Origin of the sequence: Microbacterium sp. Leaf436 (assembly GCF_001424715.1) — a bacterium.
Taxonomy (GTDB): Bacteria; Actinomycetota; Actinomycetes; order Actinomycetales; family Microbacteriaceae; genus Microbacterium.
The window spans coordinates 259,670-278,258 of record NZ_LMRB01000004.1; the positions used below are offsets into that span (position 1 = coordinate 259,670).

At 63.8% G+C, this 18,589-nt stretch carries 19 protein-coding genes; 7 read left to right on the forward strand and 12 right to left on the reverse strand.

Annotated elements, in window-relative coordinates; genetic code table 11:
• Positions 1 to 6: 6 nt before the first annotated feature.
• On the reverse strand, positions 7 to 360 hold the full coding sequence (locus ASG45_RS13505; protein WP_055838612.1) for a hypothetical protein: 354 nt from the start codon (positions 358 to 360) through the stop codon (positions 7 to 9).
• Positions 361 to 575: 215 nt separating this feature from the next.
• Here ASG45_RS13505 and ASG45_RS13510 point away from each other — a divergent pair, with 215 nt between their 5' ends.
• Positions 576 to 1,493 carry a hypothetical protein gene (locus tag ASG45_RS13510; RefSeq protein ID WP_055838615.1) on the forward strand — a complete coding sequence of 306 codons (918 nt, stop codon included), beginning with the start codon at positions 576 to 578 and terminating at the stop codon, positions 1,491 to 1,493.
• On the opposite strand, the gene ASG45_RS13515 is transcribed toward ASG45_RS13510, so the two are convergent.
• On the reverse strand, positions 1,483 to 4,071 hold the full coding sequence (locus ASG45_RS13515) for a DEAD/DEAH box helicase (protein ID WP_055838618.1): 2,589 nt from the start codon (positions 4,069 to 4,071) through the stop codon (positions 1,483 to 1,485). The two genes, ASG45_RS13510 and ASG45_RS13515, sit on opposite strands and share 11 nt — an antisense overlap.
• Positions 4,072 to 4,097: 26 nt before the next feature.
• The gene (locus tag ASG45_RS13520) at positions 4,098 to 4,865 is read right to left on the reverse strand and encodes a hypothetical protein (RefSeq protein WP_055838621.1); all 768 of its coding nucleotides are present in this window, start codon (positions 4,863 to 4,865) and stop codon (positions 4,098 to 4,100) included.
• An 89-nt stretch (positions 4,866 to 4,954) separates the two neighbouring features.
• Between ASG45_RS13520 and ASG45_RS13525 the strand changes: the two genes are divergently transcribed.
• The gene (locus ASG45_RS13525; RefSeq protein WP_055838624.1) at positions 4,955 to 6,007 is read left to right on the forward strand and encodes an LLM class flavin-dependent oxidoreductase; all 1,053 of its coding nucleotides are present in this window, start codon (positions 4,955 to 4,957) and stop codon (positions 6,005 to 6,007) included.
• Between the two features lie 174 nt (positions 6,008 to 6,181).
• Here the strand turns inward: ASG45_RS13525 and ASG45_RS16260 are convergent, their stop codons facing one another.
• The 3 genes from ASG45_RS16260 to ASG45_RS13535 form a co-directional block, all read right to left on the reverse strand.
• Positions 6,182 to 6,334, reverse strand: a complete 153-nt coding sequence (locus tag ASG45_RS16260) for a hypothetical protein (RefSeq protein WP_235561626.1) — start codon at positions 6,332 to 6,334, stop codon at positions 6,182 to 6,184.
• Positions 6,335 to 6,537: 203 nt separating this feature from the next.
• Positions 6,538 to 7,008, reverse strand: coding sequence for a hypothetical protein (locus tag ASG45_RS13530; RefSeq protein WP_055838627.1), 471 nt, complete (start codon positions 7,006 to 7,008; stop codon positions 6,538 to 6,540).
• The gene (locus ASG45_RS13535) at positions 7,001 to 7,762 is read right to left on the reverse strand and encodes a recombinase family protein (RefSeq protein WP_055838629.1); all 762 of its coding nucleotides are present in this window, start codon (positions 7,760 to 7,762) and stop codon (positions 7,001 to 7,003) included. Before ASG45_RS13535 ends, ASG45_RS13530 begins: the two co-directional genes overlap by 8 nt.
• 174 nt (positions 7,763 to 7,936) lie before the next feature.
• On the opposite strand from ASG45_RS13535, the gene ASG45_RS13540 reads away from it, so the two are divergent.
• Entirely contained in the window at positions 7,937 to 8,917 is a 981-nt protein-coding gene (locus ASG45_RS13540) for a Bpu10I family restriction endonuclease (protein WP_055838632.1), read from the forward strand.
• Positions 8,917 to 10,152: a DNA methyltransferase gene (locus tag ASG45_RS13545; protein ID WP_055838635.1), complete on the forward strand. Its 1,236-nt coding sequence runs from the start codon at positions 8,917 to 8,919 to the stop codon at positions 10,150 to 10,152. The genes ASG45_RS13540 and ASG45_RS13545 overlap by 1 nt, the downstream gene beginning before the upstream one ends.
• A gap of 118 nt (positions 10,153 to 10,270) precedes the next feature.
• On the opposite strand, the gene ASG45_RS13550 is transcribed toward ASG45_RS13545, so the two are convergent.
• From ASG45_RS13550 to ASG45_RS16265, 5 genes are all read right to left on the reverse strand, one after another.
• Positions 10,271 to 11,116, reverse strand: a complete 846-nt coding sequence (locus ASG45_RS13550; protein WP_156459454.1) for a hypothetical protein — start codon at positions 11,114 to 11,116, stop codon at positions 10,271 to 10,273.
• Positions 11,117 to 12,004: 888 nt separating this feature from the next.
• Entirely contained in the window at positions 12,005 to 12,187 is a 183-nt protein-coding gene (locus ASG45_RS13560; RefSeq protein ID WP_055838644.1) for a hypothetical protein, read from the reverse strand.
• A complete protein-coding gene (locus tag ASG45_RS13565; protein ID WP_055838647.1) occupies positions 12,184 to 12,417 on the reverse strand; it encodes a hypothetical protein in 234 nt (77 codons plus the stop codon). The genes ASG45_RS13560 and ASG45_RS13565 overlap by 4 nt, the downstream gene beginning before the upstream one ends.
• Before the next feature lie 56 nt (positions 12,418 to 12,473).
• Positions 12,474 to 13,709, reverse strand: coding sequence for a hypothetical protein (locus ASG45_RS13570; protein ID WP_055838650.1), 1,236 nt, complete (start codon positions 13,707 to 13,709; stop codon positions 12,474 to 12,476).
• Positions 13,710 to 14,302: 593 nt separating this feature from the next.
• A complete protein-coding gene (locus tag ASG45_RS16265; protein WP_156459455.1) occupies positions 14,303 to 14,842 on the reverse strand; it encodes a hypothetical protein in 540 nt (179 codons plus the stop codon).
• 172 nt (positions 14,843 to 15,014) lie between these two features.
• Here ASG45_RS16265 and ASG45_RS13580 point away from each other — a divergent pair, with 172 nt between their 5' ends.
• Entirely contained in the window at positions 15,015 to 15,425 is a 411-nt protein-coding gene (locus ASG45_RS13580; protein ID WP_235561627.1) for a hypothetical protein, read from the forward strand.
• Between the two features lie 71 nt (positions 15,426 to 15,496).
• On the forward strand, positions 15,497 to 16,330 hold the full coding sequence (locus ASG45_RS13585; RefSeq protein ID WP_055838659.1) for a hypothetical protein: 834 nt from the start codon (positions 15,497 to 15,499) through the stop codon (positions 16,328 to 16,330).
• Positions 16,331 to 16,523: 193 nt separating this feature from the next.
• Here ASG45_RS13585 and ASG45_RS13590 read toward each other — a convergent pair whose 3' ends face one another.
• Positions 16,524 to 16,901, reverse strand: coding sequence for a hypothetical protein (locus tag ASG45_RS13590; protein ID WP_055838662.1), 378 nt, complete (start codon positions 16,899 to 16,901; stop codon positions 16,524 to 16,526).
• A 540-nt stretch (positions 16,902 to 17,441) separates the two neighbouring features.
• Here ASG45_RS13590 and ASG45_RS13595 point away from each other — a divergent pair.
• Complete coding sequence (locus ASG45_RS13595) at positions 17,442 to 18,587, forward strand: hypothetical protein (protein ID WP_156459456.1); 1,146 nt, start codon at positions 17,442 to 17,444, stop codon at positions 18,585 to 18,587.
• Positions 18,588 to 18,589: the final 2 nt, after the last annotated feature.

The following is an 18,589-nucleotide window of genomic DNA, read 5'->3' on the forward strand; positions in this document are numbered from 1 at the left end:
GGGCGTTCAGCCGCGGGCGATCAGGAACGGCGAGTGCGGCCCCTCGAGACGCGACACGGAGGCCTTGATCTCGGCGATGTTGCCGTCGATCGTGAGCAGACGCGCGTCGATCCGGCGTTCTCGCGCGTCGATCTGCACCATGCGTTCGTCGAAGCGGGCGTCAGCCCTCTCCATCCGTGTCTCGGCGCGCTCCATGCGCGATTCGATGCGGCCCAAGCGCTGGTCCACCTGAGCGAAATTCTGTTCGGTGCGCCGCTCGACGCGGTCCAGCATCCACTTCATCCCGCTGAGGATCGCGGCGGCGAAGGTCAGGAAGAAGGCCCCGAGGGCGATGAGGGCTTGAGCCGCGTCGAGGTTCACGGTGGTCCTTCCGGGGTGTGCGTGTCGACAGGGTACCCGCGTGCGCGCGACCGTCGGCAGCCTCGATTGGTGATCGGTGGAGAAGTTCACCCGCCCCTGGCCGGGGGAGAAGCCGTGGGAGCTGCAACGACTCGATGACGCGCCCGACAGAGGTCCCCGCCCCCTCTCCGATAGCGTCGGAGCGTCCGGCGGATCGCCGGGGGACGGGGACCCTGATGACGACCGATCCGATGCTCGACGTTCCCCCGCGACGGAGGGTCGCGTGGTTCCTGCTCTTCGGGGCGCTCGGCGCGGTCGTGGGGCTGCTCCCCTGGCTGACGAGCGGACCGTTCCTGCCGCTGCAGAACCTGGAGGACACCGACGACGTGTCGCGGCTGGGGCCGTTCGTGCTGCTCCCGTACAGCCAGTACGAGATCACGACGATCATCGTGCTGCTGGTGGTCGGCGGAGCCGCTGCCGGCATCATCGCCCGCGCGCAACGCTCGCGTCCGGGGATTCTGCGCGGGCTCGCGACGGTCGGTGGACTCGCGCTCGTCCAGCTCGTCGCGATCGTCCAGACCGCGCTCGCGACGTGGAATGTGCTCCAGGAGCGCTTCGAATCGATCGTGTACCTGGTGCTGCTCACCGCGGTGGCCGTACTCGCGTTCGTGGTCTCGCTGTTCGTGGCGTCATCGGTGTCGACGGCTCCCCGCGCGGGTGCGGGGGTCGCCCTCTCGATCGGCGCGCTGGCGACGGGCATGTGGGTCGGCGCGTGGATGACGTTGCCCTTCGGCGCCGAGGCGCCCTTCTCGGCCGTCCTGCCCCTGACCTTCTTCCTCGGCCCGGTGCTCGTGGGGGCGGCGATCGCGTGGACGGGCGTCGACACGGTGGGGCGGGTGGTGGCCGGGGTGGTCGGGCTCGCGCTCGTCTGGGTGGTCCCACCCCTCGCGACGGCTCTCGCCTCCGCCGCCGGCACCCGGGTGCTCGCCTCCGACCTCCCCGAAATGGCCGACTACGGCGTGAACGTCTTCGTCTCGGCCCTCACCCAACCCGAACTGGGCCTGCGCGCGATCGGGGTGACGATCGCCGTCGCGGTCGTCGGCCTCGTCCTGCGCCGGATGATGGCGCGCCGACGCACCGCCGCTACAGCCTGAGAACCTCGGTGACCCGCACGATCGCCGTGCCCTCTTCCTCCGAGGCCGCGAGGTCGACCTCGGCACGGATGCGCCAGTCGTGGTCGCCCGCGGGGTCGTCGATCGTCTGCTCGACGCGCCACACGCCGTCGGCGGCCGCCGACTCGTCGATCTCGACGAGCGCCGAGGAGCGCGCCGCTCCCCCGGTGCCGATCGTGTCGTGCTCGTCGAAGTAGCGGTCGAGCACGGTGGGCCAGTCGATGTCGGGGTCGAGTTCGACGAGCTCGTCGTCGCGTTGGAGCGCGGCGAGCTGCACGCGACGGAACATCTCGTTGCGCACCAGCACGACGAACGCCCGCCGGTTGGTGAGGATCGACGGCGGCGCCGGCGGCACGACCGGCGCATCGGGGTCGTCGGCGGGGTTGATGAGCTGCTCCCACTCGTCGACCAGGCTCGAGTCGACCTGACGTACGAGCTCGCCGAGCCAGGCGATCAGATCGAGCAGGTCCGGCGTCTGCGCGTCGACCGGCACGGTCTGACGGATCGCTCGATAGGCGTCGCTGAGGTAGCGCAGCACCAGCCCCTCGCTGCGGGCCAGCTGGTACAGCGAGACGTACTCGCCGAACGAGCACGCCCGCTCGAACATGTCGCGCACGACCGACTTCGGCGACAGCTCGAAGTCACGGATCCAGGGCTGGCTCGACGCGAACACCTCGTACGCCTGCGCGAGCAGCTCGTCGAGCGGCTTGGGCCAGGTGATCTCCTCGAGCAGCTCCATGCGCTCGTCGTACTCGATGCCCTCGCGCTTCATCGCGGCCACCGCTTCGCCGCGCGCGCGGAACTGCTGCTGCGACAGGATCGGACGCGGGTCGTCGAGGGTCGCCTCGATGACGCTGACGACGTCGAGCGCGTAGTGGCCGGTGCCCACGCTGTCGCTGGCAGCCGTGGCATCCGGTCCCCGTCCGAGCTCGACCTCGGGGTCGAGCATCTCGATCGCGGCGAGCGCGAAGGGCGACAGAGGCTGGTTGAGCGCGAAGTTCGCCTGCAGCTCGACCGTGAGCCGGATGCGCGAGTCGCCGAGAATCGTCGCTTCGGAGCCGTCTGAAGCGACGAAATCCGGCGACTCGCGCGGGATGACCTCGGCCACACCCGCTTGCACCAGCGTGCGGAAGATCGCCAGGGCCCGGCGGGCGAGCTCGTACTGGCGGGCGCGGGGCTCGTGGTTGTCGAACACCAGCGAGCGCACGTTGGCGAACACGTCGCCGCCGCGCGCGATGACGTTGATGAGCATCGCGGCGCTCAGCTTCATCTGCGGCTGAAGCGGCTCGGGCTCGGCGACCACCAGGCGGTCGTAGCTCTGCTCGGTCCAGTTCACGAAGCCCTGCGGCGCCTTCTTGCGCACGATCTTCTTCTGCTTCTTCAGGTCGTCGCCGGCCTTGAGGATCTGCGCGGCGTTCTCGATCTCGTGGTCGGGCGCCATGATCACGACCGTGCCCGCGGTGTCGTACCCGGCGCGGCCCGCGCGGCCCGAGATCTGGTGGAACTCCCGCGCGGTCAGCTGGCGCATGCGCTGACCGTCGTACTTGGTGAGCGCCGTCATCATGACGGTGCGGATCGGCACGTTGATGCCGACGCCGAGGGTGTCGGTGCCGCAGATGACGCGCAGCAGCCCCCGCTGCGCGAGCGTCTCGACCAGGCGGCGATAGCGCGGCAGCATGCCGGCGTGGTGCACGCCGATGCCGGCGCGGACGTAGCGCGACAGGGTCTTGCCGAAGCCGGTCGTGAAGCGGAACCCGCCGATCGCCTCGGCGATCTCGTCGCGCTGCTCGCGCCCGATGATGCGGATCGACGACAGCGCCTGCGCCCGCTCCATCGCGGCCGCCTGCGAGAAGTGCACGATGTAGATGGGCGCCCGCTTCGTGTCGAGCAGCTCCTGCACCGTCTCGTGCACGGGTGTGCGCGCGTACTCGAAGTGCAGCGGCACCGGACGCTCGACGCCGGTCACCCGGGCGGTGGGCCGGCCGGTACGTCGTGAGAGGTCTTCGGCGATCTCGGTGACGTCGCCGAGGGTCGCCGACATGAGGATGAACTGCGCACGCGGAAGCAGCAGCAGCGGCACCTGCCAGGCCCAGCCGCGATCGGCCTCGCCGTAGTAGTGGAACTCGTCCATCACGACCTGGTCGACGTTTGCGTCGGCGCCCTGGCGCAGCGCCAGGTTCGCGAGGATCTCGGCCGTGCAGCAGATGATCGGCGCATCGGCATTGACCGACGAGTCGCCCGTGACCATGCCGACGTTCTCGGCCCCGAAGATGTCGACCAGCGCGAAGAACTTCTCGCTCACGAGCGCCTTGATCGGCGCCGTGTAATAGGTGCGGCCGCCCCGGGCGAGGGATGCCGCGTGGGCGGCGACCGCGACCAGGGATTTGCCCGTGCCGGTCGGGGTCGACAGGATCACGTTCGCCCCCGACACGATCTCCATGACCGCTTCGTCTTGCGCGGGGTACAGCGTCAGGCCGCGCGCGACCGCCCAGTCGACGAAGCCCAGGTAGACGGCATCCGGGTCGGCACCGACGGGCACGAGTTCGAGGAGGGGGGTCACTCCCCCACCCTCTCATCCGTGGGGCGTCAGCCCGCGTCGGAGAAGACTCCGACGTCGTCGCCGTCGAGCACGAACTGCACCGCCGTGCCCACCGGATAACGGGCGCGGAACTGCTCGGGGAACGTGGAGTTCACGATGAACTCCGCCGTCGCCGGGAAGAGCCCCGCCGCACAGCCCCCGAATCGCACGCCCGCGTTCGAGCGGAGAGCGCCGCCGGAGTCTGCCACATCGGCGGTGTCGGAGATGAGCAGACAGTCGGCCCGATTGCCCTCGGAGTCGATCTGCGTCGGCCCCGCGAACGCCGTCAGCCCGTAGTAGTCCTCGAAGCCCCGCGACTGCTCGGGATCGAACCCGAGGTAGCCGACCGCCGCGGGATCGAGGTCGGGGGCGGGCGTCAGCGCGTCGGTCTGCGCGATGCCCGGCGTGCGCTCGACGGTCGTGAACGACATGCCGACGGCGGTGAGCGCGCTGGCCGCCACCACGACGGCCGCGACGCCGACGGCGGCCACCCACACCCGCCGCCGCGTACGAAGGAGCGGGGGCCGAGGTGTCTGGTCGATGTCGGCAGAGTCGAGGTCGTCGAGCCCTGCGGATGCCGCGACGCCCGTCCGTTCCGCCTCGGCGCCGCCGTCGACGAAGGCGTCGGACGGGAGCGCCGTGTGCTGTCGCGTCCGGTCGAGCTCCTCGAGTTCGCGCAGACGCGCGACGGCCACGGGATCGTCGGCGATGTCGGCCTCCGGACCGTACGCCCGCGCCCGCAGACGTCGCAGCTCGTCCTGCACCTCGTCGTCCATGCCTGAATGCTTCCACACCCTCAGCGCACCGAGGCCACCCCTTGATACATGCGAGGGAATAGATCAGGCGCCGGTGCGTTCTCTCACGCATGCGTTCTTTCGGCACCCTCTCCTTCGGCCATTACGGCCCCCTCGGCGGCGGGCAGCACCTGTCGGCGGGCGACTCGATGCTCCAGGCGATCGACCTCGCCCAGGGCATGGACGACCTCGGCGTCAACGGCATCTCGTTCCGCGTGCACCATTTCGCCCGTCAGCAGGCGGCCCCCATGCCCCTGCTCGCCGCGATCGCCGCCCGCACCTCACGGATCGAGGTGGGTACCGGCGTCATCGACATGCGCTACGAGAACCCGCTCATGCTCGCCGAGGAGGCGGCATCCGTCGACCTGATCAGCGCGAACCGGCTCGCGCTGGGTGTGAGCCGCGGCTCACCCGAGACGGTCGTGCGCGGCTACGAGGCCTTCGGCTACACGGGGTCGGACGACCCCCGTGGCGGCGACATCGCCCGCGAGCACTTCGACCTGTTCCTGCGCGCGATCGACGGCGAGGGTCTCGCCGAGCGCGACCCGCACAGCCCCTTCGGTGGCGGCACGGGCCTGCAGCGGATCGAGCCGCACTCCCCCGGGCTGCGCAAGCGCATCTGGTGGGGTGCCGGCACGACGGCGACGGCCGAGTGGGCCGGGCGCATCGGGGTGAACCTGATGTCGTCGACCCTGCTCACCGAGGCCGACGGCACGCCCTTCGACATCCTGCAGGCTCAGCAGCTCGACGCGTTCCGCGCCGCCTGGCGCGAGGCCGGCCACGCCGGTGAGCCCCGCACCTCGGTCAGCCGCAGCATCTTCCCGATCGTCACCGCCGAAGACGAGATGTACTTCGGCGGCTCGGCGGGCTCCGATCAGATCGGCGTCATCGACGGCATGCGCTCGACCTTCGGCAAGACCTACGCCGCGCCTCCCGAGAAGCTCATCGAGCAGCTGCAGAACGACGCCGCCGTCATGAGCGCCGACACCCTCATGCTGACGATCCCGTCGCAGTTGGGGGTTGCTTTTTGTATACGCATTATCGAGTCGTTCGCGAAGTATGTAGCGCCCTCGCTCGGCTGGAAGCCGAACACGGAGGGCCCGGTCGAGGGATACGCGATCTGAGCGCGTCTCCTCGTCGACACGCACACACTGTCGAGGATTGGCTAGGACAGGCTGAGATCGCAGTCCAGGCGCGCTGGGGGCACGGCGAAGGCCGGGGGCATATGCCCCCAGCCTTCGCCGTTGGATCGAACCTTCAACAGCAGATCAGATGATCCGCCTGAGTGCTCGTATCAATCAGACGAAGAGCCCCGCTACCCACTCGACCGCGTAGAGGATCGCCACGAGCACCGCAACGGGAACCAGGATCTTCCCGTACCAGGGCAGCTTCCGGTAGAACCATCCGCCGACCTTCTTGGGCTGTGCTTTCGGGTTGCCTGCCATTGCCATCAGCCCCTCAGAAGAGCGCACTAGCGACGACCGCGAGGCCGATGCCGATGGAGAGCCAGACCCACCAGCGAGCCGGAAGCACGATGTGCCGCACCGGTCGCTGGCTGGGATCGTAGGTTGGACAATGGTTTTGAGGCTGAGCCTCGGGGAGAGTCCCGCTGTAGCGAGGGATCTCCCGGCTTGGGCACTTGCCTGGAGTGGTGTCACGCATCAGCGGCCTCCCTGGACTTACGCTCAGCACCGATCCAGCGGGCAACGGTGGGAATACTCACCTCCATAGCGCGAGCGATCTCGGCGTAGGTCTCGCCACCCCTCTGGCGCAGCCACGCTTCCTCCTGCGATGCAAGGGTCGTGGGCCGTGTGCCTCTGAAGACAGGTGTGCGGTATTGATACCGGACACCCGTTCCCCGTAGCCACCTGTAGATCGTGGCCTTGTCCACGCCGAGCTGTCTCGCGAGTCCTGTGACGCTTGCCCTCTCTATGGTGATCCGCGCCGACAGCTCCTGGATGATCAGCTCATCCCGGATCGCCTTAAGCCCTCCAAACTCATCTCCGAAGGCAAACTCATACAGAGCCGCCAGATCAAGCTCTTCCCGGAGATTCGCGAGCAAGACTGCTTCCAGCAGCTGCTCCAGTTCCTCTCGTGTGATCTCTGGTGTCGTTGTCTCAGTCATCGGTGTGCTCCTCTCTCTTGAGCTGGTTGACCCGGCGCACGGCGTCGGCTGTCTTGTACATCTCTTCGCGAGCGCGGTCGTTGGTGGCTTGCCACTCTTCGACCGTCATGCCGTACTCGCCGCTGAGCACCTTCGCAACGGTGGTCGGGCTGATGGGCATCTCCTTGCCGTGCTTCTTGCTGTAGACCTTCACAGCGCCAGCGATGTACTGCAGTCCGTGGCCCTCCTCGCGGAGGGTATGGATGTATGCGATGTGGCTCCGGGAGAGCTTCTTCTTCTGCCCGAGCTTGAACCCGGCCTTAGTCCGAGTCTTGAGTCCGGTCTTGGTTCGACTGGAGATCTCCACCCGCTCCTTGTCGCCGAAGGCGCTGTTCATATTCAGGTTGAGGATCTGCTCGAAGTTGTCGAGATCGTCATAGACCTTGTTGGCCTTAAGATCCCAGACGCTGATTCCCCGCTCGATGAGATTGCCAACCGCGTAGATGATCTCGTGGTTCTTGCGACCGAGCCGAGTGTGGGAGTGGACTACGAGCCGATCTCCCTTCTGGAGCTTGCCTTGCAGTTCCTCCCAGGCGGTGCCGTGCTTAGTCATGTTCGTCTTGCCCGTGGTCGCGTCATCCACAAGGATGTGCTCTGGCTTCACACCGGCCGCGAGCATGGCATCTCGCTGGCTGATCAGCGTGCTCTTCTGCTTCTCTGTCGAGCCTCGGACATAGCCCCAGTCGATGGGATCTCGTTCTACTTTGTCTCTCATTTCTTCGCTCCTTCGGCGGTACTAAATGGCGACCGTTAAGTGGCACCGGACGGACATATCAACTAACGGTTCACAACTAACGCTCGTTAGTTGACGCGAGGACGAGAGCCCGCCCCGCCCCTGATGCCGTCGACGCTCAGAGATAGGGTCTGCGGTCTGTGGGATCATCGATCCATGAGCATGAGCCCGGAAGCCTCCGAGGAAACTGTCAGCATCGGGGAGGCCGAGCGGCAGCCGCGAGTCCACAAGACTCCCCATGGCGATAAGCTCCGGGAGCTCCTGACGAACGCAAAGCTTCCCTCCGAGGACCGCCCGCGAGTAGAGCGGCAGATCGCGGTGTACGAGAGCTGGATCAACGCGATGATCCAGCTCTCAAGCACAGGCGAGTCAAAGGTTGAGGATCTCGTCAGACTGCTGAACGAGTACAAGCGCTCAGTGGAGCTGGATCTCATCTGGGACAGTGCTGGTGAGTTCCTGTACAGGCAGAAGGGTCAGCTCAAGCTCGACAACTCAATCCTCGAGGAGTGGTTCCCCTGGCTGATCGACCCCGACATCATGCCGGAGCTGCAGGACACCGCGCTTTCCGTGGGCCCGGCCAAGGCGTATGCCGCGACCCACTTCCAGTCGGTGCTTTTCGATGAGTCTGGCCGCCCTGGTCTCGCCATCCGAAGTAAGGACCAAGACTTCGCGATTGGGCGTCCGGCCTACCTCCGAGCTTCTTTCACTGAGACCTTCACGCCAGACAGTACGGACATCAAAGACACCTTCATCGCCTACATCGCTGCTGAGCTCAAGACGAACCTGGACAAGACGATGTTCCAGGAAGCATCCGCCACGAGCCACGATTTGACGATCGCTGTCCCCGGTAGCCACTACTTTCTGATCTGCGAGTTCCTCGACATGACACCGATCAGTTCAGCCGGCACCGACATAACCGAGGTTCTCGTGCTGCGTGGTAAGCGAACCGGTTCACAGGTGCGGAAGAGTTACAGCAACCCGGCATTTCGTCAGTCCAATCGAGCAGCTTACGAAGCGCAACTCGACGCGAGCCCTGTCAGGCTCAAGGTTGTCCAGAGATTCGTCGAACGAGTCAGGCAGATCCTCCAGAATCAGGTAGCCGATCTCTCGAACGCGGTCGAGCGGGGCTTTTTCTAGTGCCTGCCTCCTTCGCATGGTCTGACTACCATCTGCACGCTTTCGATAGGAAGGAGATCTCGCAGCGTCGCCTCGACATCGCCGGGTCACGCCGAGTGAGTTCTCTGCCGTGGCGTGGTCAGTTCAGCCCTGAACTCGCCGAGTACCTGATCAGCGAGTTCCTTCCGGCAGGTGCAGTGCTAGATCCCTTCTGCGGGAGCGGCACGACCTTGATCGAAGCATCGAGGCTGGGCCGGTCAAGCCTTGGCAGCGAGATCAATCCCGCGGCCTATCTGCTTTCGCGGGTCTATGAGCTGATCGGTATGGATCGGCTCGAGCGCCAAAGGTTGATGTTCGCGCTGAAGCGCGAGACCGTCGCTCTCGAAGAGGCTGAGGCGGCGTTCGATCGCGTTGCCGATTGGGCTCGTCACGCGAGTTCGTTCGAAGAGCAGCACCTTCGGAACGCCACCTTCCTCCTCGCCGCGGGAAATGATTCCTCGGTCAAGCCAGGACGGCTTCGGAAGGCTGTAAGACAGGTTAGCGAGCTGATCGCCAGCCTTCCAGACAGTGATGTGAGCGTCTCTGTCGCTCTCGGGGACGCCCGAAGGATCGAGGCGGCTGACCAATCCATGTCCGGATTGCTCACTTCCCCGCCCTACATCAATGTCTTCAACTACCACCAGAACTACAGGAATGCTGTCGAAGCACTGGGCTGGGGTGTGCTGTCGTCAGCGCGAGCTGAGTTCGGTTCCAACCGAAAGCACCGCCAGAACCGCTTCTTGACAGTGATTCAATACGCGCAAGACATCGCCGAAGCGGCGCGTGAGTCCGCCAGGCTGCTGAAGCCTGGTGCAACTGCTGTGTGGGTCGTTGGGCGGGAATCGCGCGTAAGGGGGGTGGCCATGCCCAACCCGCTCATTGTCTTTGAGGTGGCGACCAGAGGTAGTGGCTTGAAGCTGGTCTCCAAGCACGAGCGGAGCTTCACAAGCCGCTATGGTCAGCGTGTCTTCGAGGACATCATGGTTTTCCGTCACCCAGACGATCCCCGCTCTGACCAGCACGGCAATCTCGCTTCTCTTGGGCGCGAGGTCGGTGTCAAGGTGCTCACTTCGGTCTTGGAGGACTCAGGGGAGGCGACCTCAGAGGTGGAGGCAGCCATCGAAGACGCTGAGCGCGTTTGGCCCTCGGTTAGACCGGAGTTCTCGGGTCCAGACACACACTCCGTGCGCGATTCCCCTCTAGCGCTTGTGCCTTAGTTCAGATCGAGCCGGCTACATAGTTTTCGGGTTCGACGAGAGCCGCGATCCGAACCGATCGCGGCCCTCAGCCGTTGCGTCACTCGCAGGCTCTAGCGGCTTCCTAGCTCAAGACTCATCAGCCCTGAAGGCGTCGCAGCATGTTGGCGAGAAGAATGACAGCGTCTGCCGCTATCCCGGCCTCGGTTCGAGTTGCCGTTTCGCGCCGATGCTTGACGGCTTGTGCCAGTTCAACTGAAGCCCGAGCAACCTTCCGCAGGTGTGCATTCTCCGGCCCCACCAGCTCCACCTCGATGTAGCGGTCAAACCGGGCCTTGGTGCTCGCCACAGGGGGCTCCTCTGTTCCTGCGCTCCCATGTCTGGCATGGTCGTAGACGACTGCCGACAGCGCCTCCAGCACAGCGATGCAGTCGTTGCCAATGTTGGAATAGTCCTGCTGCGTCGACGCCATGTTGAAGTGCCGCCGCATCTCAGAGATCTCCTCGTCGACCCGAGGCCAACCTACGACCGGATGAGGAGATATCCCTGATGCGAGAGTCCACTCGAGGGTGGCTGCTTCCCGGCGTTCGAGCTGCTCATGGAGCGGGTTGAAGAGGTCGTTGAGGATGTCGCGCCTGGCCTGCCAGCTACCGTGGCCGTCGTTTCTGAGCCAGTAGCTGCGGAAGCCGTCGAAGTCTCGGAATGGCAAGGAGAAATCTGCAATGCCGAGTCGCTGAAGCACCCGCGTCAGAGCCGTGGCCATGAGAGCCGAGTTGTCCCGCGTCAGTGACGAACCTGAAGTTCCGTATAGCTCGAACTCGCTGTGAACGAAGTGCGCCAACGCCGCCGCAAGCTCGATGTCCGGCGTCTCGCCGAGGGGGCCGGTCGCCACCTGTCGAAGGAGCGCCTCGTTGAGCTCTGGTGCCCCAACAAAATCCCACGCGTCAGTTGCAGAACTACGGTCGTAAAAGTCATCTGCCCTCACACCAGTCGAGCGTATCGATACAGACCGACATCCGAGCCGCCACTCCGATGGAAGCCACATAAAGACTGTGCCTCGAAGCGTAGGAAGCACACGCAAAAGGGCCGCGATCCGAAAGAACAGATCGCGGCTCTCAGCCGTGGTGTCACACACCCAGTCAGCAACTGCCTCCATCGAGCCAGGCTTGCCACTCGAAGAACTCATCCGGCGTGAGCGTGAGCCGGGGCACAAGACTTCTGTCCACAGCTCCCCGGTACTTGTTCCATATGGCGTAGGTCACCCGGTACTGATCCGGCAGCGCAGTCAGCTCGAAGCGAAGGCGGTAGCCGGGGACAAAGCACCTGAGCCACCAGGGCAAGACCTTCCGAGCCTTCATGATCGCGGCGGGCTCTGAGCGAGGCTGGGCGAACATGGCAAGCCGTGGTGTCGCACACTCATCGGGGAGCCGGAAGGCTGTAGCGCGTAGTCCAGCCACCACCGAGCTTGCGAATGAGCCCTGCCTCAAGGAGGGCATCGAGAGCACTCCACTCGGCGGTCGAAGGCTTGGTGTCAGCCGAGCCAGAGATTGCCTCAAGGATCTTCGCGAAGCTCAGCGGCCCGCTTGCGCTCAACTGATTGAGAATCTGAGCAGCGGTAGTGATCGAGGAGCGCTGCCGCGGAGAGAGTCCACCATGCTCGATCAGGGCTCGGTACTGCTCTCGGGTTAGCTCCGTCGCGCCTCCCTGGAGTGTTGGGAGAACGAACTTCGAGGTTTCTAGCATTGTCTTGCTCCTTCCTAGGGTCAGCCGTCCATCGGCTCGGGAGCTATATCAAAACGGTGAAGATGAACCTCGGGACACAGGGAGGGGCCGCGATCCAGTACGGATCGCGGCCCCTCGCCGTTGTGTCGCGTCACCGGTAGCCGAGTACCAGCGTCCACTCATCGAGATCTTCGTAGTAGTAGCGGATGAGCTTCCTGAACTTCGAGCCGTCGGGATCGGGGATGTTATGCCTGATGATCAGCTCCTCGGCGTAGCGCTCGAACGCGGCTTGGAAGCCCGCCATCTGATCAGGTGTGTAGCGGACCACGGTCACCGCCCCCTTCTCGGTGCTCGGAGCCCGGCACCCTCATAGAGCCGCCGCAGGTTCCACAGCATCTCTAGGTCATAGAACAGTTGCTCGTGGTGCTCCTTGAACCGGGGATCGCGAAGCAGGTTCTTCGCGAGCCGCTTCTTGCTCAGGAACTGGCGGAGGGACTTACCCCTGGCCTTGCCGTCCAGGTACTCGCTCGTTTCGGGGACCGTCCGGTCCAGGATCTCTCTCATTTTTCATGGTTTCCTTTCCGGGGCGCAGTGCCCGGGGTTGGGGGTAGTGGTAGGTCTTAGTCCTCATCGAAGAAGAAGTCGTCATCCTCGAAATCGTCGGGATCATCAGCAGCTTCCGCCTCGCTGACAACAGATCCACGGGCTAAAGCCGGCGCCTGAGCCGGAAGCACGATCTCCACAGGCTTGCCCGTCAGGTAATGGTCGAGCTGAGGAGGCGTGCCCTTGTGAACTCGGAGCTTGCCGCGAGCATCATCGCCCTCGCCCTCGATGACCAGCTCAGAGACGGAGGTCAACCGAGCCCCGAGAGCTGCCCATTGCTTCGGGTGCTCATGCTGGATCGTCTGATGCTGCTCGGACAGCTCCAGGTTGGAGACGATGAAGACCGTCGTGAACTTCGCAATCTTGTCGGAGTACCGCGCGGAGACTTCGAGCGGATAACCCTCGAGGAGCTTCAGCAGGTCCACCATCGGAACGCTCGTGTTGTACTCGTCCAGCAGAAGGATGTCCTGGCCCCGGTAGCCGTCGAAAGGATTCTTCCAGTTGGGAACACGGTAGATCGCCTCATAGCCGTAGGTCTCGAAGAGCGCCGAAGTCTTACCGGTCCGAGTGCCACCGTGGATGTAGTGAACCTCGAGCTCCCGGAACTTCTTGCCCCAGGTTTCCCGATCACGGATCAGCTCAAGCTGCCACAGGTGGCTGGCATAGATCACGGCGCGGGGATCATCGTGGATAACCTCGTCGGCGGATTTTCCCTCCAGCATGATCTGCTCGCTGTAGGAATCAAGATCCGTGCGCTTGCCCTGCTTCAGTGTGAGATCGAGCTGCCCCAAGTTGATGACAGCGCCCGATGCAGCCCGCTTGTCCTCGCGAGTGCAGTAGCGAACGCACTGGATACGCGTGTCACGGGCGGGCTTGTAGTGACCTTTGGGGAAGAGCTTCCGCAGGGTAGAGAATCGGAGTGCCGATTTCGTCTCAAGATAGAGCTGCCAGTGCAGATAGCCCGTCGTCGGAGCCGCTTCGAGCTGGCCCACGACAGCCTTGTACTTGCCGAGCCGCTTCTCAATCTCTGCCTGGTCATACTCACTCTCGGGGAGCGTCAGCATCCAGCGACGAGCCTCTGGATCCTTCGGATTCTTCGAGGGAACAGAGAACGGAGCGGAACTGGAGCCCTCCTCGGGCTCCCTGGCCTTCTCGATGCTCCCAGGGTTCCCCGCAGCCGGGGCGGCGGACGCGGCGGCTTCTTCCTGCCGCAGCTTCTCCATCTCGTCTTTCATCCACAGAGCAACATCCATAGCTCGTGCCTCCAATGATTTGAATGTCACCCGCTGGTAACGGGATGAGAGCTATATCAAAACGACGAGAATCGAAGGCAACGGCCGAAAATGAAGAACGGCCCGGATGTGAGAGAGGTCACTCGGGCCATTGGAGGAGCCCAACTCAATCTCACACCCGAGCCGTAAGCTTTTGGGTACCACTCCGAAAGCCCCACCCGCAAGGTGCAGAACTGTTATATCAAAACAGTGAAGATCCGCAGCCCGACAGACTTCCGACACAAGTGGGATTCTGCCACACAAGTGGAGAGGGCCGGAGGGCGTAAAAGCGGCACTCTGGGCTGACTTTGCGAAACATGAAAGCAGAAAAGTGTCGCAACATCAGCCTAGAGGCCCGAAACTATCGGGTTTGCGACAACTGCGACATAAGTCTCTTGAAGGGTAATACTAGGGAGCCGCTGTCACAGAGGTGAGCCAGCTTTCGCGCTTTCCGCTCTTTTCGCGCTCGCCACACAGCGCTGCCCGCCTAAGCGTCGATGGTGCTCAGGCGGGCAGGTTGTGTGATCACGGGCTGAAAGCGTCTCAGATCACAGGCTCTGACGAGTGGACGGTGCTCAACAGTCCGCCCCAGGAGGATTCATGATCTCCTCGAAGGCCGCGAGCTGTAGCTTCCACTCATCCCCGAACTCTGCCGCCAGGGCTTCCACTTCCTCAGCGAAGCCCTCAGCCGTAGCCTCCAGGGCCCGAGCAATCCCTATGAGCATCGCGGAGGAGCTATCCTGCACCGCCCACTTTGCCCGGAGCTTCGCTCGCGTCATGGTGCGCTTGAGTTGTCGCTTCGCCGCCCGCTTCGATGCTCCACCCGCTGCCCGGAGTAGCCGCCTGATTCGGCTCTTCCGCTGTCGCGCTTCCTGGGGCGAGAGCTTCGACCCATCCTCCCGGTAGAACTGAGTTCGCTTGCCCGTGCCGACGCTGTAGACACCGGCGAGCAGAGGCGAGACAGTCTGGTTCTGCCCGTGGCCGCTGGGCTCGATCTCCGCGCCGCCAGCTCGGGCGAGATCGGGGACGGCCCTGTGCTCTCCGTAGGGACAGGAGCGGACAGCGACACAGCGCTGCCAGCGCCCGGTTCGTGCCGATTGGTGCAGGGTACTCATGGGGATGCCTCCTTTGACTGAAGGCCATATCGGCGCACTTGCGACGAGGCGCTGCGGTGTCACACCCGAGCCGGAATGCGGATTTGAGCGGCTGGTAGAATAGGAGCTCAACACCCCACAAATGGCCGAGCACGCTATTCGTGGGGCTCACTTCCCGAGCAAGGAGATGAACATGACATCAGGCGACCGCACCGAACTGATCCGAACTGCTTTCGAGGCGATGGTGCCGGAGTTTGGAACTCCCAAGCGAAGCAGCGTCCGCTACCGCGACGAGTTGGACAGCACCGTCGTAGTCCCGCTCGACGATGATGATGAGAACACTGAGATCCATCCCGTCTTCCGGCTCTCGCATCACTTCCGCAGCCGCGATGACTATGAGAAGGGTTACACCTCGAACCCGTACCGGGGCGATCACATCAGCGTCCCGGCCTACATCGGGATTGATGAGGAAGTCGTAGTCTTCGAGACTTCATTCCATAAGGGCTTCACCTTCGTCGAGGTTGTCACCTTCCCCGAGGCAGATAAGGACTCGAGCCTTTACCAGGCCGCGCTCAGTCTGCTCCGGGCAGAGGAAACTCGATAACCGCCGATGCCCGTGGCTGAGTGTGAGCCACGGGCATCCGGCCTGTCGGACGCTCCCAGTAGCATGAGCCCATGACCGAACCCCAACAGATCGAGAACCCTGGCTCGAAGTTCTCACAGGTGCTGGATGCAGCGGCGAAGCTGCCCGGGGTGAGGATCAACCGGGCGTCCTACCTACGCACTGCACTCAAGCGCCACTGCACCGAAGAGCAGATCAAACGGGCAGTCGCGGAGAGCCCAGCAGCGGCCGGCATTCCGCTGAAGCTCCTCAACGAGATCGCCAACACTTCGATCAGCTACGAGACGAGCAAGGTCACCGGCCTCTCCGCGCTCGCAGGGATTCCCGGCGGTTTCGCCATGATCGGCACGGTGCCCGCTGACCTCGCTCAGTACATGGGCCACATGCTGCGGATCTCCCAGAAGCTTGCCTATATCTACGGCTGGCCGGACCTCTTCGCAGAGGACGGCGACGAGCTGGACGAAGCCACAGAGAGCATGCTCATTCTCTTCGTGGGCGTCATGTTCGGCGTGCAGATCGCGCAGAGCGGTGTGACGAAGGTGGCCGCCATGATCGCCGCCAATGTCGCGAAGAAGCTGCCTCAGCAGGCTCTCACCAAGGGCGTGCTCTATCCGGTGGTCAAGAAGGTCGCGGGTTATCTCGGGGTCAACATGACCAAGAAGCTCTTCGCTGGCGGACTCGCGAAGGCGATTCCGGTGCTCGGTGCGGTGCTCTCGGGTGGTCTCACTCTCGGCACTTTCCTCCCCATGTCGAAGCGGCTGCAGAAGCACCTGGCGAGCCTTGACCTCACGAAGCCGGGACACCGTGCTGCGGAGGACGAGGATGTCGTCGACCTCGTAGTGATCGACGACGAGCCAGCCGAGAAGGTCGAAGCCGCGGAGCGTTGATCAGCACCCTCGCTTCGAGGCAGGTGTCCATGTATCGTCGTGCGCGCCGACGAGAAACAGCCCGAGGTCGCAGGCTAAGGGCTGAGATGCAGGCCACAGCGTCGAGGGGATCGATGCTCCAGGCTGCGCGCTGAGACTGCGATCCCACGCACTTACGACCAGTCAGGGTTGCGTCACACCACGGGGCGTTGGATCAGCCGTTGATGTCGAGAACGGCCTCGACTACCTCGCTCGCCCACTGCTTCGCGGTGTGCTGGGTGGCCGCGTTCACTGCTCGATCCCAGTCGCCGCCGGCCTGCGGAAGGATTCCCTCAGCCGTCTCGCGGATGTAGTCCTCGTGGCCCTCGATTTTGAACTGAGTCTGAGCCCACTCGTAGACCCAGTTCCAGCGGAAGAAAGCTCCGCCATCTTTCTCCAGCGGGTTCCCGTAGACGGAGAGCGATTCGATGACCTGCTGCTCGGGCTGCTGAACTGCCTGACTGATCGCGAGTGCCGGAAGCCACCCCGACGCTCGGCGCTCAGCGAGGAGCTGCTGTCGATCGATGGTCCTGACTCCGTCTTCGGTGCTCATGGGCTCAACCCTACCGATGCCGTGATGCGACACCACTGCTGCTGATGGTCCCTCTGCTGTGGTGCGACGCCACCACCGCTGCTGCCGATGCTGCTGACTGAGCCGAAGCCGCTGGCTGAGGCTGGCTGCTGACTACTGCTGATCTGCTGGGGCTGAGTTCTGCTGCTGGGGCTGAGGAGGAGGAGTGCCGAGACTGAGGCTGGCTAGAGGTGGCGACAACCTGTTGGAACTGTTGGAAGCCTGGGGTCTAACGCTGCGCGCACTAATCCACTTGGTAGAAGGAGGAGTGTTTCTCTCTAGTGAAGAGAGTAAACATCGGGATAAGACGAAGATCGCGGCTCAACACGAATGAAGTGCGGGGCTGAGGTCACGGCTCCTGAGAATCGCACCCCAGCACGCACCCGAGCGCAAGATCATGCCTCGACCGACTTCCTGCGGCTCAAATTCTCACCGCTTTGATATGGCGCTGCGGCTCAGCACTGGTGTTGAGCATCGGAGTTCAGCACGCAGCTGGGCGCGCAGATCAAAGGAGTCCAGATCATGGATACAGTTCCCAACTTCCTCGAAGATGAAGAGTTCGACGAGGTTCCCACCCGCTCGGCTCAGTCATCCGCAGACACAGCTCCCGTCTTCGGTGAGCCGGGTTTCGGAAAGGGCAGAAGCAACCCCCGGAAGGGTAGCCCGAGAGCACGAGTGACCGAGCGAGACATTCCCATTGTCTACTTCCTCGGTCATTTCGTGGGCGCTGATGTGGAGGCTTGCTCGCTGCTCAACACAGCCAAGACCACCAGCTTCGGCAACACCCAGATCGGTGGCGGGCTGACATCGATCTCCACCACTCAGAACAGGCTCGACAAGCTTCGAACGCTCGCAGTCGTTGACCGCTACCGGCACCCCGTGAGCGGCACATACTCCTATGGCCTCACCGCTGCCGGCTTCGCCGCCGCCCGGGAGTATGGCCTTGACATGGAGCACGGTCGCAGCCTCAACGGCATCGCTGTCTCCCGGCTACCTCACTACCGGGCAATCGCATTGGTCGCTGCCAAGTTCGCATCACCCGCTGGCTACTTCCGCAAGGCGGGCATCGAACCAGTGCCCCTCGAGAAGCTGGTCAGTGAGAACCGGATGCGAGCCGCGTACGAGCCGGTGCGCGAGGAGATGAAGCAGCGCAAGACAGAGGGTAAGACCCACAGCTTCGGGGAGTGGCGTGACACCACGCTCACCAAGGCTCTCGATGAGGTCAGGGCCGGGACGCTCCCAGCCTCCGAGCTGATCGATGCGTATCCATCGCTGCTCACTCTCGGAGTCAAGCAGGGCGACGGAGTCAGGGCCAAGCCCGTCCACCAGCCCGACCTTGTGGTCAACCTTGACGCTGCGAGACAAAGCCAGGGGGACAAGATCGGGTGGGCCAACAGCGTGCTCGTGGAGGTCGAGCGGTCGATCAAGGATCGCGCCGAATACACCCGCATCCTCGCCACATTCGCCTACGAGCTGAAGCAGCCCAATGTAGTCCGTCGAGTGTTCTACTTCACCACGAGCAGCCAGGTAGAGAAGATCCTGCGGGACATCGACGCCGCCGAAGGTTTCGGCCTCTTCGAGAAGGGAAAGCTCACCATCATCCGGCTTACCGGGCGGGATAACCAGCCGGTCGCTAACAAGCGGCGCGTCATCACAGGAGGCAACTAATC

Bases quoted from the DNA above. Each gene is read 5' to 3' on its own strand.
- ASG45_RS13580 (WP_235561627.1), top strand. From the start codon at position 15,015: ATGACATCAGGCGACCGCACCGAACTGATCCGAACTGCTTTCGAGGCG.
- ASG45_RS13540 (WP_055838632.1), top strand. From the start codon at position 7,937: ATGAGCATGAGCCCGGAAGCCTCCGAGGAAACTGTCAGCATCGGGGAG.
- ASG45_RS13520 (WP_055838621.1), bottom strand. From the start codon at position 4,865: ATGGACGACGAGGTGCAGGACGAGCTGCGACGTCTGCGGGCGCGGGCG.
- ASG45_RS13525 (WP_055838624.1), top strand. From the start codon at position 4,955: ATGCGTTCTTTCGGCACCCTCTCCTTCGGCCATTACGGCCCCCTCGGC.
- ASG45_RS16260 (WP_235561626.1), bottom strand. From the start codon at position 6,334: ATGGCAATGGCAGGCAACCCGAAAGCACAGCCCAAGAAGGTCGGCGGA.
- ASG45_RS13510 (WP_055838615.1), top strand. From the start codon at position 576: ATGACGACCGATCCGATGCTCGACGTTCCCCCGCGACGGAGGGTCGCG.
- ASG45_RS13590 (WP_055838662.1), bottom strand. From the start codon at position 16,901: ATGAGCACCGAAGACGGAGTCAGGACCATCGATCGACAGCAGCTCCTC.
- ASG45_RS13595 (WP_156459456.1), top strand. From the start codon at position 17,442: ATGGATACAGTTCCCAACTTCCTCGAAGATGAAGAGTTCGACGAGGTT.
- ASG45_RS13530 (WP_055838627.1), bottom strand. From the start codon at position 7,008: ATGACTGAGACAACGACACCAGAGATCACACGAGAGGAACTGGAGCAG.
- ASG45_RS13535 (WP_055838629.1), bottom strand. From the start codon at position 7,762: ATGAGAGACAAAGTAGAACGAGATCCCATCGACTGGGGCTATGTCCGA.
- ASG45_RS13565 (WP_055838647.1), bottom strand. From the start codon at position 12,417: ATGAGAGAGATCCTGGACCGGACGGTCCCCGAAACGAGCGAGTACCTG.
- ASG45_RS13570 (WP_055838650.1), bottom strand. From the start codon at position 13,709: ATGGATGTTGCTCTGTGGATGAAAGACGAGATGGAGAAGCTGCGGCAG.
- ASG45_RS13585 (WP_055838659.1), top strand. From the start codon at position 15,497: ATGACCGAACCCCAACAGATCGAGAACCCTGGCTCGAAGTTCTCACAG.
- ASG45_RS16265 (WP_156459455.1), bottom strand. From the start codon at position 14,842: ATGAGTACCCTGCACCAATCGGCACGAACCGGGCGCTGGCAGCGCTGT.